Source organism: Pseudomonas moorei (assembly GCF_042846945.1).
GTDB classification, from domain to species: domain Bacteria; phylum Pseudomonadota; class Gammaproteobacteria; order Pseudomonadales; family Pseudomonadaceae; genus Aquipseudomonas; species Aquipseudomonas moorei.
In genome coordinates, this window is record NZ_AP035776.1 from 64,758 (window position 1) to 80,027 (window position 15,270).

Genomic DNA, 15,270 nt, shown 5'->3' on the forward strand with positions numbered 1-15,270 from the left:
TCAGAACGAAACGCCACCTTCACCAACCAGCTTCTCCAGCGCCCAGATCAGGACGAAGTCGATCAGCACGATCAGCACGGCAAACGAAAATACGGTTGGGTCGAGCGAGGACACGGTGCGGCTGTACATCCAGATCGGCACGGTCATGACGTCGATGGTGTAGAGGAAGTAGGTCACGGTGAATTCGTTGAACGAAACGATGAACGCCAGCAGCATGCCCGCCAGAATCCCCGATTTCATCAACGGCACCACCACATCGACGATCGCCCGCAGCGGTGAAGCGCCGAGCATTTGCGCCGCCTCCTCGACTTCGCTGCCGATGGACAGCATGGCGGCCGTACAGTTCTTCACCACGAACGGCAACGCCAGGATCACGTGGGCAATCACCAGGCGCGAGATGGTCATCTGGAACGGCAGGCTGTCGAACACCAGCAGCAACGCCAGGCCCAACACCACCATCGGGAAGACCAGCGGCAGCGACATCAACTGCATCGCCACGGCTTTGCCGCGGAACTCGCAACGGGTCAGCGCGTACGCCGCCGGCACTGCGATCAGCGTCGCGAAGACCATGGTCAGGCACGACACCATCAGGCTGGTGGTCATGGCTTTGCCCAGGCTCAGCACGTCGCTGGCGTCCGGCGAAACGAAGGTGTGCCAGGCGGCCTTGTACCATTGCAGGCTGTAGCTGCTCGGCGGGAAGTCGAGGTTCGACGAGCCACTGAAGGACATGACGATCATGGTCAGGATCGGCAACACCGCCAGCAACAGGATGAAGCCGGACAGTATGCCCGCGAACTTGCCGGTCTCTCCCGGCAACAGCGACTGGCGCTTTTTGATCAGGGTACTCATTGCGAAGCCTCCAGCATGCGCCGACGACGGCCAGTGATGTATTCGGACAACGTCATGATCGCCAGCGTGGTAACGATCAGCACCACACCGGCAGCGGACGCGGCGGGCCAGTTCATCAGCGGCGCGATCTGGTCATGCACCATCACCGCCAGCATCGGCACGCGACGGCCACCGAGCAGCAGCGGCACCACGAAGCTGCTGGCGTTGTAAGCGAATACCAGGGTCGCACCGGTGATGATCCCCGGCAGGCTCATCGGCAGCACCACCTGGCGGAACACTTGAAAACGACTGGCGCCCAGGGTAGCGGCGGCCTCTTCGTAACTGCGGGCAACGCCGCGCATGGCACTGGCGATTGGCAGTACGGCCAGCGGGAAGGCGGTTTGCACCAGGCCCATCAACACGCCGTTCTGGTTGTACAGCAGCATGATCGGACGCTTGATCAGGCCCAGGCCCATCAGCGTCTGGTTGAGCATCCCGCCCGGGCCGAGAATCACCAGCCAGCCGTAGCTTTGCAGCAGCAGGTTGACCAGCAATGGCAGCAGCACCGCCGCGAGGAAAATCCGGCGCACGAACGGCGAGGTCAGGCGCGACATGGTGTAGGCCACAGGGATCGCCAGCACGACCGCGATCACCGCGCTGATCAGCGCCAGGCGCAAGGTCAGGACCAGGGATTTGAGGTAGTAGGGTTCCAGCAATTGTGCGTAGCTGGCCAGGCTGAACCCGGTCCATTCCGCGCCCTTGGTGCCCACGCTCATGCGCAGGACCAGCAGGCTGGCGGCAATCAGCACGCCCATGAACAGCATCGACGGCGAAAGAAATAGCCAGGCGCGCGTCGTCGGCGAAACACCCCGATCGGCGCGCACGGGGGCGGCACTCACCGGATGGGTCAGAGGTTGGTGTTCCATAGCAAAGGGTCTCGTCAATGGAAAGCAGCAAGACTGAGATTGGGTAAAAAACCTGTGGCGAGGGAGCTTGCTCCCGCTGGGTCGCAAAGCGGCCCCAATCAATCACCGTGCTGATCCGGATAGATCGCGGTGCCTGGTATTGCGGCTGCTGCGCAGCCGAGCGGGAGCAAGCTCCCTCGCCACAAAAGCTCTTTGAACCTCAGAAATCAGGAAGAAAAGATTTCCGTGTAACGACGAATCCATTGGTCATGCACGGTGGCCAGGAAGGCGTTGTCGTGCATGATCGCCTTCTCGGCAATCTGCTCTGGCGTGAGGATGTACGGGCTCTTGCGCGCTTCGGCGGAGATGATCGCCTTGGCGTTGACCGGGCCGTTGTAGATGTCTTCGGCCATCTTGCCCTGTACCAGCGGGTCCAGAGAGTGGTTGATGAAGGCGTAGGCCAGGTCGGTGTCGCCCGGACGGTTTTTCGGCATCACCGATTGCATCAGGTCGGTGTAGAAACCTTCTTTCATGCCGAAGGTTGCACTCAGGCCGTAGTTCGGATCGCGGATCTGTTTCGGGAAAAATGCCGGCGCATACAGGCCCCCCATGTCCAGCGAACCGGTGCGGAACAGTTCGGCGATCTGGTTCGGGTTTTCACCCAGGGTCACCACGCGGTCCTTGAGCTCGGCGAGCTTCTTGAAGCCAGGCTCGATGTTGTGTTCGTCACCACCGGCCAGTTTGGCGGCGATGATGATCAGGTCCATGGCCTCGGTCCAGTTCGGCGGCGGCAGGAAGATGTTCGGTGCCAGCTCGGCGTCCCACAGGGCGGCGTAGCTGTCCGGAGCTTCCTTCTGCGTGCGAGTGCTGTAGACCAGGCTGTTGCACCAGAGCAGGTAACCGATACCGTGGCCATTGGCGCCGGTGCGGTATTTTTCCGGTACGTCGACGATATTCGGAATGCGGTTGAGGTCAGGTTTTTCCAGCAGGTTGGCGGCGGCCAGACCTTCGGCGCCAACGCCTGCCAGGGTGATGATGTCGTACTGCGGACGATCACCGCCGGCCTTGAGCTTGGCAACCATCTCCGAGGTACTGCCGGTGCGGTCGGCGATGACCTTGACACCGTACTTGTCTTCGAAAGTCGCGGCGATGTTGCGCAGTGCGGCGAGACCGGTGTCATCGGACCAGGTCAGCAGACGCAGGGTCTTGCCCTGAAAGCGCGTGTCACTGGCATTGGCCCTGACGAACGGCAGGCTCATGGCTGCCGCTGCAACCGAGGCTACGCCCACGGTCTTGATGAATTGACGTCTGTTCAGATCGTGCTTGCCCATTACGGACTCCCTTTGTTTTTTTAAGTATTAGGTTGGTCGCAACCGTTGCATCCGCGCGGCCAGACCAGCTTCAAACCCCCTTGTTTACGGGGCTTGAGCTGAGCCGACGGGTTCATCCTGAGGTCGTGTAAAACACCTGACTATCGATAAAAACTCATCGAAGCCATGACGCCAGTGCATGCCTCGTTTGGAGGCATGCACTCACCTTTTTCGTGCCTTCAGACGGCCCGAATCACGTGCTTGATTTCCTGGAATGCCTGCAAGCCCCATGGGCCCAATTCGCGGCCGATGCTGCTCTGTTTGTAGCCACCCCAGGCGGTCTGCGGGAAGATCACCTGGGGTGCGTTAATCCACACAAGCCCCGCCTGCAAAGCGTTGGCGACGCGATCCGCTGCCTGTGCATCACGCGTGACCACGCTGGCGACCAGACCGAACTGGCTGTCGTTGGCCAAGGCAATCGCTTCGGCTTCGCTGGCAAAGCTGCGTACGCAGATCACCGGGCCGAAAATCTCTTCACACCACAACGCACTGTCGAGGGGCACTTCCGTGAAGATTGTCGGCTGCAAAAAATATCCGCGCGGCAGATCCGCCGGACGATTTCCGCCGCAAATCAGCTTGGCACCGGCACTCAGACCGCGGTCGATGTGGCCGAGCACGCGCTGGTATTGCGCCTGGTTGACCAGCGCGCCCATCTCCACGTTCGGGTCGAACGGGTCTGCCACGCGAATCGCTTCGGCACGGGCCTTCAGACGAATCAGGAATTCATCGGCCACTTCATCGGCGACCAGCACGCGGCTGGTGGCCGAGCACATTTGCCCGGCGTTGAAGAATCCGCCGCCACAGGCGACTTCCACCGCCAAATCGATATCGGCATCGGCCAGCACCAGCAACGAGGATTTTCCGCCCAGTTCCAGGCTCACGCCCTTGACGGTTTCCGCCGCGCGCTGCATGACTTGCACGCCTACCGCGTTACTGCCGGTGAACGACACCTTGGCGATGCGCGGGTCCGCCGACAACGGTGCGCCGACCGCCAGACCCGTGCCGCATACCAGGTTGAACACGCCATCGGGCAAACCGGCCTGGGCAATGATGCGGGCCAGTTCCAGCTCCGGCAGCGGCGTCACTTCCGACGGTTTGAGCACCACGCAGCAACCGGCAGCCAGGGCCGGGGCGAGTTTCCAGGCCGTGGTGACCATCGGGAAGTTCCATGGCACGATCAGGCCGACCACACCGCAGGGTTCGCGGCGCAGACGAGCGCTGAAATCTTCGCTCGGCAATTCGACGGCGCTGTCCTGTTTCGCGTCGAGGCCTTCGGCCAGACCGGCGTAGTACTCGAACGTGGCGATCACGTCGTCGACATCGATGGCCGCTTCGAACTGTGGCTTGCCGTTGTTGGTCGACTGCAAATGCATCAGGCGGTCACGACCGGCCTGCACGCCAGCGGCGATTTTGCGCAGAATCGCACCACGCTCGGCACCGGTGGTTTTCGACCAGTCGGCGAACGCTTTGGTCGCCGCGCCGACCGCTTGCTCGACAGCCCGTTCGTCACCGCCATTGACCGTGGTCAACAAGGCTTCGGTCGACGGGTTGATCACACGCAAGTGTTCGTTGCCGGCCGACCATTGGCCGTCAATGAACAGGCCGTCCAGAGTGGTTGGTAAGGTCAAGGCAACGCTCATTTCGACACCGCCTTGGTCCAGGCAGTCTGATCGATTTCAATCAGGGTCGGGCCTTGACGATCCGAGGCCACGCGCAATGCACCACGCAGTTGCTCGACGTCGCTGACCGCTTCGGCGGCGCAGCCCAGGCCCTTGGCCACAGCAATGAAGTCCGGTGTATAGATGTCCACGCCGACCGGCTCGATGGCGCGGTTGACCATGTATTTCTTGATCTCTTCGTAGCCCTGGTTATTCCACAGCAGCACGATCACCGGTGTGCGCGCTTCAACGGCACTGGCCAGTTCCGGCAGGGTGAATTGCAGGCCACCGTCGCCGATCAGGCACACCACCGGCGGGCGGGCGCCAGCTTCGGTGCTGCCACCCAACCAGGCGCCAATCGCGGCCGGCAAGGCGTAACCGAGGGTGCCGTAACCGGTGGACGAGTTGAACCAGCGACGCGGGCGCTCCGGGTTGAACGTCAGGTTGCCGGTGTACACCGGTTGGGTCGAATCGCCGACGAACACCGCGTCAGGCAATTGCTGCAGCACGGTTTCCAGGAAACAGGTCTGGGCCAGGGTCGGCGCATCCCAGGAGGCCGCCAGCTCTTCACGCAAACGCGCGGCACGGACCTGACCCCAATCGCCCTGGCGCTGGGCCAACGATTTATCCGACAGCGCGCTCAACAAGGCTTGCGCCGCGTTGCGCGAGTCGGACACCAGCGCCAGGTGCGGCGGGTAGTTGCGCACGGTTTGATCCGGGTCGATGTCCACGCGCAGCAACTTGCCAGGAATCTCGAAACCACCGGCAAAGGTGACGTCGTAGTCGGTCTCGGCCAATTCAGTACCGATGGCCAGCACCACGTCTGCCTCGGCGACCAGCGCACGGGTGGCGACCAGGCTCTGGGTCGAACCGATCAGCAGCGGATGGCCAGACTCCAGCATGCCTTTGGCATTGATGGTCAACGCGACAGGCGCCTCCAGCAGCTCAGCCAGTTCAGTCAGCTCGGCAGCGGCATCGATGGCACCGCCACCGGCGAGAATCAGCGGACGCTTGGCGCCGGCCAACATCTCGGCCATGCGCGACACTGCGCTCGGCGAAGCACCGGCACGGTCGATGTTCACCGGGACGCTGTCGAGCAGGTCGTCGGCTTCTTCCACCAGTACATCCAGCGGAATTTCGATGTGCACCGGGCGCGGACGACCGGCCTGGAACAGCGCAAACGCACGGGCCAGAACACCCGGCAATTCCGACGCCGACATCAGGGTGTGGGAGAACGCCGCGACACCGGCGCACAGGGCGCCCTGGTTCGGCAGCTCATGCAGCTTGCCGCGACCGCCGCCCAACTGGTTGCGCGATTGCACGCTGGAGATCACCAGCATCGGGATCGAATCGGCGTAGGCCTGGCCCATCGCGGTGGTGATGTTGGTCATGCCCGGGCCGGTGATGATGAAGCACACGCCTGGTTTGCCGCTGGTACGGGCATAGCCGTCGGCCATGAAACCGGCGCCCTGTTCGTGACGCGGCGTGACATGGTTGATGCTCGAACGGGCCAGCCCGCGATACAGCTCCACGGTATGAACCCCGGGGATGCCGAACACCTGCTCCACCCCGTAACCTTCGAGTAACTTGACCAATACTTCGCCACACGTCGCCATGTCATTGCCCTTCTTGTTCGATTGAGACGCCGGGCCTGCGCAGTGTTTATGATGGATTCGCAGGTCCAGGGATGGCCTCATTGGAACGGGCGACACGTAGCCGCAACAATGGATAAAAAGTCATACTAGCCATGTCCTCACGTCATACCTTGGATCCGAATGAAACGACTGCCTCCCCTGCCGGCGCTGTACACATTTCTGATTACCGCGCAGTGCTGCAACTTCACCCGGGCCGCCGAGCAACTGCACATCACTCAGGGCGCGGTGAGCCGGCAGATTGCCGGGCTGGAAGATCACCTGGGTTATGAACTGTTCATCCGTCAGGCCCGCGGCCTCGACCTCACCGCCGAAGGACGGGAATGGCTGCCACGGGTCCGGCAGATTTTCGGCCTGATCGACGAAGCGGTGGAGCAGATCGGCGAGAAGCGCGAAACCCTGCAACTCAAGGCCCCGACCTGCGTCATGCGCTGGCTGTTGCCACGCCTGTTGCAGTGGCAGAAAGAACGCCCGGACGTGCCGGTCGAACTGACCACCACGGTCAAGCACGGTGTGGATTTTCATCGCGAACAATTCGACGCGGCCGTGATGTATGGCGCGCCCCCGGACGCTTCGCTGGTGTCGCAACGCCTGTTCGAGGAACGGCTGACACCGGTGTGTTCCAAGCCATTGCTCGAAGGCCCCGTGCCGCTGCAAAGGCCGGAGGATCTGGAACAGCACATGTTGCTGCACCCGACCCGGGATGAACGGGACTGGAAGACCTGGTTGGCCACGGCGGATGTTCGCTTGAGCAATGTGAGCAAGGGTCAGCATTTCGAAACCCTGGATTTGGCGATGTCGATGGCATCGCAGGGAACCGGTGTGGCGATCGGTGACTGGTCGCTGATTGGCGATGACCTGAATGCCGGGCGGCTGGTCATGCCCTTCGATCTGATCGTAAAAACCGGCTTGGCGTATTACCTGGTTTTCCCCGAAAAACCAGGACCTTCGGCGAAATTACGCGAGTTGATGGGGTGGTTGGTGGAACAGGCGCAGAGTCGCTGAAAGCCAGGAATCCTGGCGTGAGCCCCCCCTGTAGGAGCGACCTTGCTCGCGAGGGCGCTGAATCAGTCAACATCACTGTTGATTGATCACCCCCTATCGCGAGCAAGCTCGCTCCCACAGAAAACGTCTGTTCAGTACCCGACGGTAAACCGCTGACGAATGTGCTTCGGCGCGTCCACTTCATCGAGCATGGCGATCGCATAGTCGGCAAACGTGATCCAGCTACGCCCTTCGCTGCTCACCAGCAAATCATCCTTGCCGATCCGGAATTTGCCCGTGCGTTTGCCTTCGACAAACTCTGCCGACGGCGACAGAAAGGTCCAGTCCAGATCCTGTTCCTGACGCAGATTCTCCAGAAACTCGGCACCCGCCCCGGCCTCTGCCTTGTACTCTGCCGGGAAGCCTTTGCTGTCGATCACCCGGGTGCCATCCGGCAACAACAAAGACCCGGCACCGCCCACCACCAGCAAGCGATTGACCCCGGCCTTCTTCACCGGCCCGATGACGGCACTGGCAGGCAGCGTGGAGAAATGCGCGGCGCTGATCACCACGTCATGACCGGCGACTGCGGCTTGCAACGCCGCGCTGTCGAGGGCGTCGACATTCTGGCTGACCACACCGGCACGCGGGCCGATCTTCGAAGTATCGCGGGCGATGGCGGTGACGCTGTGACCACGACGCAGGGCTTCTTCCAACAGCTGGCTACCGGCACGACCGGTGGCCCCGATGATTGCGATTTTGCTCATGACGTTCTCCAGTTGGTTGAGGTGTATCTGTAGCGACAAAAAATGTTTATGTAGCAGTCATCACAAAAACTCATTCACCCCACTTCATCTCGCCCTTGGCGACCTTGGCGCTCAACTCCAGGGAGCTTTCGTCACCCAGGGTCGGGAAGCGCTTTTTCATCGCGGCGATCAGCGCGGCAGAATCCTTGGCCTTGGCGGTTTCTTCGTCGAAGGCCTTGATGTAATCGGCAGTGAATTGCACAGCCGCCAGGGAACGGGCGCTGTCACCGAGGTAATGACCCGGGATGATGGTTTTCGGCTTCAGGGTTTCGATCGACTGCAGCGTAGCCAACCAATCGGCGTGGGACTGCGGGGTTTGGGTATCGGCCATCCACACATGGATGTTTTCTGCCACCACCACACCACCGACCACGGCCTTGATCGATGGAATCCACACGAAGCTGCGATCCGGTTGCCGGCCCTCAAGACCGACTACCTGCAGTTTCTGCCCTTCGAGCATCAGGCTGTCGCCCTTCAGCACCTGCGGCACGATGGTTTTGGACGGAACATCCGCCCCCATTTTCGGGCCCCAGAATGCCAGTTTGCCGTCGACGGTGTGCTTGATGTGCTCAACGGTCGGCCGGGAAGCGAGCACTTTGGCTTTGGGGAAGGCAGCGGTCAGGGTGTCGAGGCCGAAGTAATAATCCGGGTCGCCGTGACTGATGTAGATGGTGGTCAGTTGCTTGCCGCTGGCGCGGATTTTTTCCACCACCTGTTCGGCCTGGGACTTGCCGAATTGGGCATCCACCAGAATGGCCTCTTTCTCCCCGCTGACCAGCACCGACGACACCGGAAAAATAGCCTTATCGCCGGGGTTGTAAACATCCAGTGTCAACGTCGATGCAGCAGCGTGAGTGGCAAAACCCAAGGCGGCGCCGGCCAGTAAAACGCGTTTGAGAGTGGTGAAACCAATCATCTGTTGCTCCGTAAATCCAATGGCTGTCGTGGTCCCTTGCAGGAGCGAGCTTGCTCCTACAGGGAACGCAGCTTAGTTGCACGGTTCAGTACAAAAAATGCGATGCTGGAACATAGTTTGTTTCTGAAATCGGGCAAATCATGGATCGTCTACAAGCAATGCGAGTGTTCGTCACGGTGGTCGACCTCGGTAGCCAGTCGGCCGCCGCCGATCATCTGGAGCTATCCCGGCCGGTGGTTTCGCGGTATCTGGCGGAGCTGGAAGACTGGGTCGGCGCGCGCTTGATGCACCGCACCACACGCAAGTTGAGCCTGACCGCCGCCGGCAGCGAAATCCTGCCCCGATGCCGGCAAATGCTCGAATTATCCAGCGACATGCAAGCCGCCGTCAGCGAACCGGACGAAGCTCCGCGCGGCCTGCTGCGGATCAGCGTCAGTACTTCATTCGGTCAGGCGCAGCTGGCTGATGCCATGGCGGCATACGTCAAGCGCTACCCCGGCGTGAGCATCGACATGCAGATGCTCGATCGCACCGTGAACCTGGTCGATGAGCGCATCGATCTGGCGATTCGCACCAGCAATGATCTGGACCCCAACCTGATCGCCCGCCGACTGACCGTCTGCCGCTCGGTGATCTGCGCCTCCCCCGCCTACCTGCGCGAGCACCCGGCCCCGCAACGGGTCGAGGACTTGAGCCAGCACAATTGCCTGACCCATTCCTACTTCGGCAAAAGCCTGTGGCATTTCGAACAGGACGGCGAAGAGGTCTCGGTGCCCGTCCAGGGCAACATAAGCGCCAATGAAGCCAGCACTCTCATGCGCGCGGCGATGGCCGGCGCCGGGGTGGCGATGCTGCCGACCTATCAGGCTGGCGTGCACATCCATAGCGGCGAGTTGGTGCGCTTGCTGCCAGGGGCCGAGCCGCGACAGATGAGCGTGTACGCGGTATACGCCTCGCGCAAACACATGCCGGCGGCATTGCGCAGCCTGCTGGATTTTCTGGTGGTGAGATTCCCCGAAGAACCGGTGTGGGATGTCGGCCTTTAAACTCCGTTCCCTGTACGAGCTGGCAACTCAGTAGCGCTGACCTATGCTCAAAGTAATACCGAAAGGTATTCGTTCAGAGGTCAGCGCCATGAACATCAAAACCAGAAGGTACCTCGCCATCTTCATCACCTGCGCGGTCACGCTCGGGCTCTATGGCGCTGCGGCCTGGCGGGTCGAGCAGTTACGCAACCTGCCCCGTGAATATGCCAGCTGCAACTTCGAGCGCTGCATTCCACACAACGCGACCCTCAACGCCCTGCGGTAAACGAAGAGGTCAGGCCTCGTTGCCCTGATCGGCCTTCAAGCGGTCGCGGAAAGCCTTGGGCGAGATCCCCACCCGGCGTCGGAACAGGCGCGTGAAGTTGGTCGGATCTGAAAACCCCAACACGTCGGACATTTCATAAATGGTCATGCTGGTGTAGGTCAGCAAGCGCTTGGCCTCCAGCAACTGGCGTTCGTGCATGATCTGCAACGCCGGCTGGCCGGCCAGTTCGCGACAGGTACCATTGAGGTGGGACACGGAAATCCCCAGTCGATGGGCCAGATCCTCGACCTTGACGTGTTGGCGATAGGTTTCTTCCACCAGTTGAATGAACCCGTTGAGATATTCCCGGGCGCGTTGTGGTCGCTGCGTGGCGTTACGACGCTGAATCACCTGGCGGCTGATCCATACCATGATCACGCTGACCAGCGAATGCATCAGCATTTCCCGCGCCGGCTGGTGCCCTGTGTATTCGGCTTGCAAGGCCGAAAACAGGCTGTTGAGGTACTCGCTGTTCTCGCCCGCCGGGTAACTCTCGGCCTGGGCCAGTGCATTTACCGACTGCCCCAGTTGCGCCTGCAGGTGGGCGATCAGCGGCGCCGCCAGGGTCACGACAAAGCCTTCGACATCTTCGGAAAAACGATAGCCATGCACCGATAACGGCGGCAGGACCAGGATTGCCGGTTCGCTCAGCTGCGTACGTTTGCCTTCGATTTCAAGCTCTGCCTGACCTTTGAACACGAAGAGCAACTGGCATAAATCGGCGTGGCGATGGGGTTTGATTTCCCATTGATGTTCGCGACTGCGTTTGGAAATGGTTTCACAGTGCAGCAAGTCCGGGGTTGGCCAATCCAGGCTTTCACCGTAGAGCTTGAACACTGGAATCGAAGGCAGGTCAGGCTTGTTCATCACTTCAATCCAGGCCTCGGAATAGATGACGGGCGATAATCGCACCGATTGGCAGAATGTACAGGTATCAGCTCAGTTTTCACCTTCAATTGACAGACCCGCAAGTGAAAAATGCAAGCACTCGATCCATAAAACTCACTCACCGACCCTGGTCGTGTGCAGCTTGCGAGTCATAAAAACAATGAAAACCCTGAAAACCCAAGTCGCCATCATTGGCGCCGGTCCTTCCGGTCTGCTGCTCGGTCAATTGCTGCACAACGCCGGCATCGACACCCTCATTCTCGAACGTCAAAGCCCGGATTATGTGCTCGGGCGAATCCGCGCCGGGGTCCTCGAACAAGGCATGGTAGAGCTGTTGCGCCAGGCCGGCGTGGGTCAGCGCATGGACGCCGAAGGATTGCCCCACGGCGGCTTCGAACTGGCCCTCGACGGACGCCGGATCCACATCGATCTGCAAGCCCTGACCGGCGGAAAAAACGTGATGATCTACGGCCAGACCGAGGTCACCCGCGACCTGATGGCCGCTCGTCAGGTCGCCGGCGCCCAGACGATTTACCAGGCAAGCCACGTCGTGCCCCACGGCATGAAAACCGATGAAGCGTTTGTCACCTTTGAAAAAGACGGCGAACAGTATCGCCTCGACTGCGATTACATCGCCGGATGCGACGGCTTCCATGGCGTGGCGCGACAGTCGATTCCCGCCGAGTGCCTGAAGGTCTTCGAACGGGTCTATCCCTTCGGCTGGCTGGGGATTCTTGCCGACACGCCTCCGGTCCACGAAGAACTGGTCTATGCCCGCCATGAGCGAGGTTTTGCCCTGTGCAGCATGCGCTCGGCGACCCGCACCCGTTATTACTTGCAGGTGCCGGCTGACGAAAGCGTCGAGAACTGGTCCGATCAGCGCTTCTGGGATGAGCTTAAATGCCGTCTGCCACAAGCTTTGGCAGACAACCTGGTGACCGGACCGTCGATCGAGAAAAGCATCGCGCCACTGCGCAGTTTCGTGGTTGAGCCGATGCAGTACGGGCGGATGTTCCTGGTCGGCGACGCGGCGCACATCGTCCCGCCCACCGGCGCCAAGGGCTTGAACCTGGCTGCCAGCGACGTCAGCACACTGTTCAATATCCTGCTGAAGGTTTACCGCGAAGGCCGTGTCGACCTGCTGGAAAAGTACTCCGAAGTCTGCCTGCGGCGAGTGTGGAAGGCTGAACGGTTTTCCTGGTGGATGACCTCGATGCTGCACCGCTTCGATGATCATGATGCCTTTAGCCAGCGCATTGCCGAGTCGGAGCTGGAGTACTTCGTTGATTCTGAGGCTGGCCGGAAAACCATTGCAGAAAATTATGTCGGCCTTCCGTATGAGGCTATCGAATAGCCTGCTACCGACTTACACTGGCGAGCATCCCCGCTCGCCTTGCCACTTGCGGGTTATCACTGCCCGCAGGTTTTCCTCGTGACCAATCTCAAACAGCCTGAAACGCCCAAACCGGCCATCCGTAGCGTATTGATCGCCCTGATGCTGGCGATTTTCCTCGGCGCCCTGGACCAAACCATCGTCGCCGTGTCGATGCCGGCCATTTCCGCGCAGTTCAAGGACGTCAGTCTGCTGGCCTGGGTGATTTCCGGGTACATGGTGGCGATGACGGTCGCGGTGCCGATCTACGGCAAACTGGGCGACTTGTATGGGCGTCGCAAGTTGATGCTGTTCGGCATGGGCTTGTTCACCCTCGCGTCGTTGTTCTGCGGCATGGCCCAGAGCATGGAGCAACTGGTGCTGGCGCGGATTTTTCAAGGCATCGGCGCCGGCGGCATGATCTCGGTCAGCCAGGCGATCATCGGTGACATCGTGCCGCCACGGGAACGCGGTCGCTATCAGGGCTATTTCAGCAGCATGTATGCGGTGGCCAGCGTGGCCGGTCCGGTGCTGGGTGGCTACATGACTGAGTACTTGTCCTGGCGCTGGGTGTTCCTGATCAACCTGCCGCTCGGCCTGGGTGCCTGGCTGGTGGCCAATCGCACCTTGGTCGGCTTGCCGATTCCACAGCGCAAGCCAGTCATCGATTACCTCGGCACCCTGCTGATGATCATCGGGCTGACGGCGTTGCTGCTGGGCATTACCCAGGTTGGTCAGGGTCATTCATGGCGCAGCGCCGAAGTGCTGGCCCTGCTCGGTTGCGCAGTGTTCGTGCTGGGCTTGTTCGTGGCCTATGAACGACGGGCACCGGAACCGTTGCTGCCCATGCATCTGTTCGCCAATCGCAATGCGGTCCTGTGCTGGTGCACGATTTTCTTTACCAGTTTCCAGGCGATTTCGTTGATCGTGCTCATGCCGCTGCGCTTTCAGAGCGTCACCGGTGCCGGCGCCGACAGCGCGGCCCTGCATCTGCTGCCGCTGGCCATGGGTTTGCCGATCGGTGCGTATTTCGCCGGCCGTCGTACGTCTGTGACCGGACGCTACAAACCGATGATCCTGACCGGCACCGTGCTGATGCCGATCTCGATTCTCGGCATGGCCTTCAGCCCACCCCAGGCGTTTTTGCTCAGCAGCCTGTGCATGTTGCTCTGCGGCATCGCCGGGGGCATGCAGTTTCCGACGTCACTGGTGGGCACACAGAACTCAGTGGAACAACGTGACATCGGCGTCGCCACCAGCACCACCAACCTGTTCCGGTCGCTGGGCGGCGCGGTGGGCGTTTCGGTGATGTCGGCGCTGCTGCTGGCATTGTTGCAGGATTCGAGTTTCGCGCACCTCGCCGGCTCGTCGCTGATCGCCGAAGGTCATTCGGGGAATGTGCTGCTGGACGGTTTGAACGCTGCGGCGGGTGATACACAAAACGCTCTGCGGGCCGAACTGCTGCTGACGTTTCGGCATTTATTGATGGTCAGCGCGGCGGTGTCGCTGCTGGGGCTGGCGGCGGCGATTGCCATGCCGAACATGCTGTTGCGCGGGCGTGAGGACAAAGTCCGGTAGTTGGAACGTGTCGCCTGCCATCGCGAGCAAGCTCGCGATGGCGTCATCGACAGACACCACATCCTCAAGGGCTGTAATACCCCACAGCCACCAGAAAATGCCCGACTTTCTTCAGGTAGGCGTGCTTGTCCTCGACCTTGCCGGTCACCGGATTTTTCCAACGATATTCGTACTCGCCGTAATCCTGCCTGGCGATCAACGCCAGAATCGGCTCGCCCACCGGTTTGCCTTCGGGGTCGTTGATCTTGCTGAAATCGGTGTTGATCAAGCGCAGGTTGGTGCCGTGGGCGACGTAACGCTGGGTATTGAGATCGACCACAAATACATACAGGTCATCCTGCAAATAACCGCCCTTGAGGGAGTTGATGGCCTTCAGGGTGCCCTTTTCGTCCTTGGCCAGATCGGCCGCGGCTTTATTCAGCAGGGCCATGGCCTGTTCCGCCGACGCCCGGGGCAAGTAGTAACCGACCGCAATGATCCGCTGACCCACGCGCTGGTAGAACACATGCTTGCGCTCGACCTTGCCGTCGGCCCAGTTCTGCCAGCGGTATTCCGCCTGTTGAATGCCATTGCCCTCTGGCACTTTCAGGGCGTCCTTGAAGGTTTTCTGCAAATCCGGCCCGAGCACATCAGAGACATCACGGCCAATCAGCGCCGAAGACGGCCCGCCACTGGCGAGCATGACGCCCTTGGTGTCGAGCACAAAGACATAGCGGTCCTTATCGACAAATTCGCCCTGTCGGCTGAACGCCGCGAAGGCCTTGTCGCCATTCTCGTGGTAATAGGCCAGGGCTTTTTCCAGCAAGGCGATGGCCGCCTGACTGTCAGCCTTTTCTGTGTCGGCGGCTTGGACCTGGCCCAGGCACAGCAAAAGCATGCTGCCCAGCCAGGCCAACTTGTGCAGAACCCCCATTGCGCATTCCTCGTTCTTGATGGTGTTTCAAGAGCGTAGACGCGTTGGGG

General features: G+C 60.8%; 14 protein-coding genes. 5 read left to right on the top strand and 9 right to left on the bottom strand.

Features of this window, described 5'->3' with window-relative positions; genetic code table 11:
* The 5 genes from ACGJAX_RS00325 to ACGJAX_RS00345 form a co-directional block, all read right to left on the bottom strand.
* Window positions 1-849 (bottom strand): ABC transporter permease, encoded by an 849-nt coding sequence (locus ACGJAX_RS00325; protein WP_247257361.1) that lies wholly within the window; start codon window positions 847-849, stop codon window positions 1-3.
* Entirely contained in the window at window positions 846-1,754 is a 909-nt protein-coding gene (locus ACGJAX_RS00330) for an ABC transporter permease (protein ID WP_247257362.1), read from the bottom strand. Before ACGJAX_RS00330 ends, ACGJAX_RS00325 begins: the two co-directional genes overlap by 4 nt.
* Window positions 1,755-1,960: 206 nt before the next feature.
* Complete coding sequence (locus tag ACGJAX_RS00335; RefSeq protein WP_247257363.1) at window positions 1,961-3,064, bottom strand: extracellular solute-binding protein; 1,104 nt, start codon at window positions 3,062-3,064, stop codon at window positions 1,961-1,963.
* 218 nt (window positions 3,065-3,282) lie between these two features.
* Window positions 3,283-4,731 (bottom strand): aldehyde dehydrogenase family protein, encoded by a 1,449-nt coding sequence (locus tag ACGJAX_RS00340; protein ID WP_390960035.1) that lies wholly within the window; start codon window positions 4,729-4,731, stop codon window positions 3,283-3,285.
* An 8-nt stretch (window positions 4,732-4,739) separates the two neighbouring features.
* Window positions 4,740-6,377 carry a 5-guanidino-2-oxopentanoate decarboxylase gene (locus ACGJAX_RS00345; RefSeq protein ID WP_390957156.1) on the bottom strand — a complete coding sequence of 546 codons (1,638 nt, stop codon included), beginning with the start codon at window positions 6,375-6,377 and terminating at the stop codon, window positions 4,740-4,742.
* A 159-nt stretch (window positions 6,378-6,536) separates the two neighbouring features.
* Between ACGJAX_RS00345 and ACGJAX_RS00350 the strand changes: the two genes are divergently transcribed.
* Complete coding sequence (locus ACGJAX_RS00350; RefSeq protein WP_090324837.1) at window positions 6,537-7,418, top strand: LysR substrate-binding domain-containing protein; 882 nt, start codon at window positions 6,537-6,539, stop codon at window positions 7,416-7,418.
* Window positions 7,419-7,549: 131 nt separating this feature from the next.
* On the opposite strand, the gene ACGJAX_RS00355 is transcribed toward ACGJAX_RS00350, so the two are convergent.
* Both ACGJAX_RS00355 and ACGJAX_RS00360 read right to left on the bottom strand, forming a co-directional pair.
* Window positions 7,550-8,164, bottom strand: coding sequence for an NAD(P)H-binding protein (locus ACGJAX_RS00355; protein WP_390957157.1), 615 nt, complete (start codon window positions 8,162-8,164; stop codon window positions 7,550-7,552).
* Between the two features lie 70 nt (window positions 8,165-8,234).
* On the bottom strand, window positions 8,235-9,119 hold the full coding sequence (locus ACGJAX_RS00360; RefSeq protein WP_390957158.1) for an MBL fold metallo-hydrolase: 885 nt from the start codon (window positions 9,117-9,119) through the stop codon (window positions 8,235-8,237).
* A 140-nt stretch (window positions 9,120-9,259) separates the two neighbouring features.
* Between ACGJAX_RS00360 and ACGJAX_RS00365 the strand changes: the two genes are divergently transcribed.
* Both ACGJAX_RS00365 and ACGJAX_RS00370 read left to right on the top strand, forming a co-directional pair.
* Entirely contained in the window at window positions 9,260-10,165 is a 906-nt protein-coding gene (locus ACGJAX_RS00365; RefSeq protein ID WP_390957159.1) for a LysR substrate-binding domain-containing protein, read from the top strand.
* An 88-nt stretch (window positions 10,166-10,253) separates the two neighbouring features.
* Window positions 10,254-10,430 (top strand): hypothetical protein, encoded by a 177-nt coding sequence (locus ACGJAX_RS00370; RefSeq protein WP_162837843.1) that lies wholly within the window; start codon window positions 10,254-10,256, stop codon window positions 10,428-10,430.
* A gap of 9 nt (window positions 10,431-10,439) precedes the next feature.
* On the opposite strand, the gene ACGJAX_RS00375 is transcribed toward ACGJAX_RS00370, so the two are convergent.
* Window positions 10,440-11,336, bottom strand: coding sequence for a helix-turn-helix domain-containing protein (locus ACGJAX_RS00375; RefSeq protein WP_090324844.1), 897 nt, complete (start codon window positions 11,334-11,336; stop codon window positions 10,440-10,442).
* A 190-nt stretch (window positions 11,337-11,526) separates the two neighbouring features.
* Between ACGJAX_RS00375 and pobA the strand changes: the two genes are divergently transcribed.
* Together pobA and ACGJAX_RS00385 are read left to right on the top strand one after the other, a co-directional pair.
* Window positions 11,527-12,711 carry a 4-hydroxybenzoate 3-monooxygenase gene (pobA, locus tag ACGJAX_RS00380; protein ID WP_390960037.1) on the top strand — a complete coding sequence of 395 codons (1,185 nt, stop codon included), beginning with the start codon at window positions 11,527-11,529 and terminating at the stop codon, window positions 12,709-12,711.
* A 78-nt stretch (window positions 12,712-12,789) separates the two neighbouring features.
* Window positions 12,790-14,307, top strand: a complete 1,518-nt coding sequence (locus ACGJAX_RS00385) for a DHA2 family efflux MFS transporter permease subunit (RefSeq protein WP_390957160.1) — start codon at window positions 12,790-12,792, stop codon at window positions 14,305-14,307.
* Window positions 14,308-14,371: 64 nt separating this feature from the next.
* Here ACGJAX_RS00385 and ACGJAX_RS00390 read toward each other — a convergent pair whose 3' ends face one another.
* Entirely contained in the window at window positions 14,372-15,220 is an 849-nt protein-coding gene (locus tag ACGJAX_RS00390; protein WP_390957161.1) for a cache domain-containing protein, read from the bottom strand.
* Window positions 15,221-15,270 lie beyond the last annotated feature (50 nt).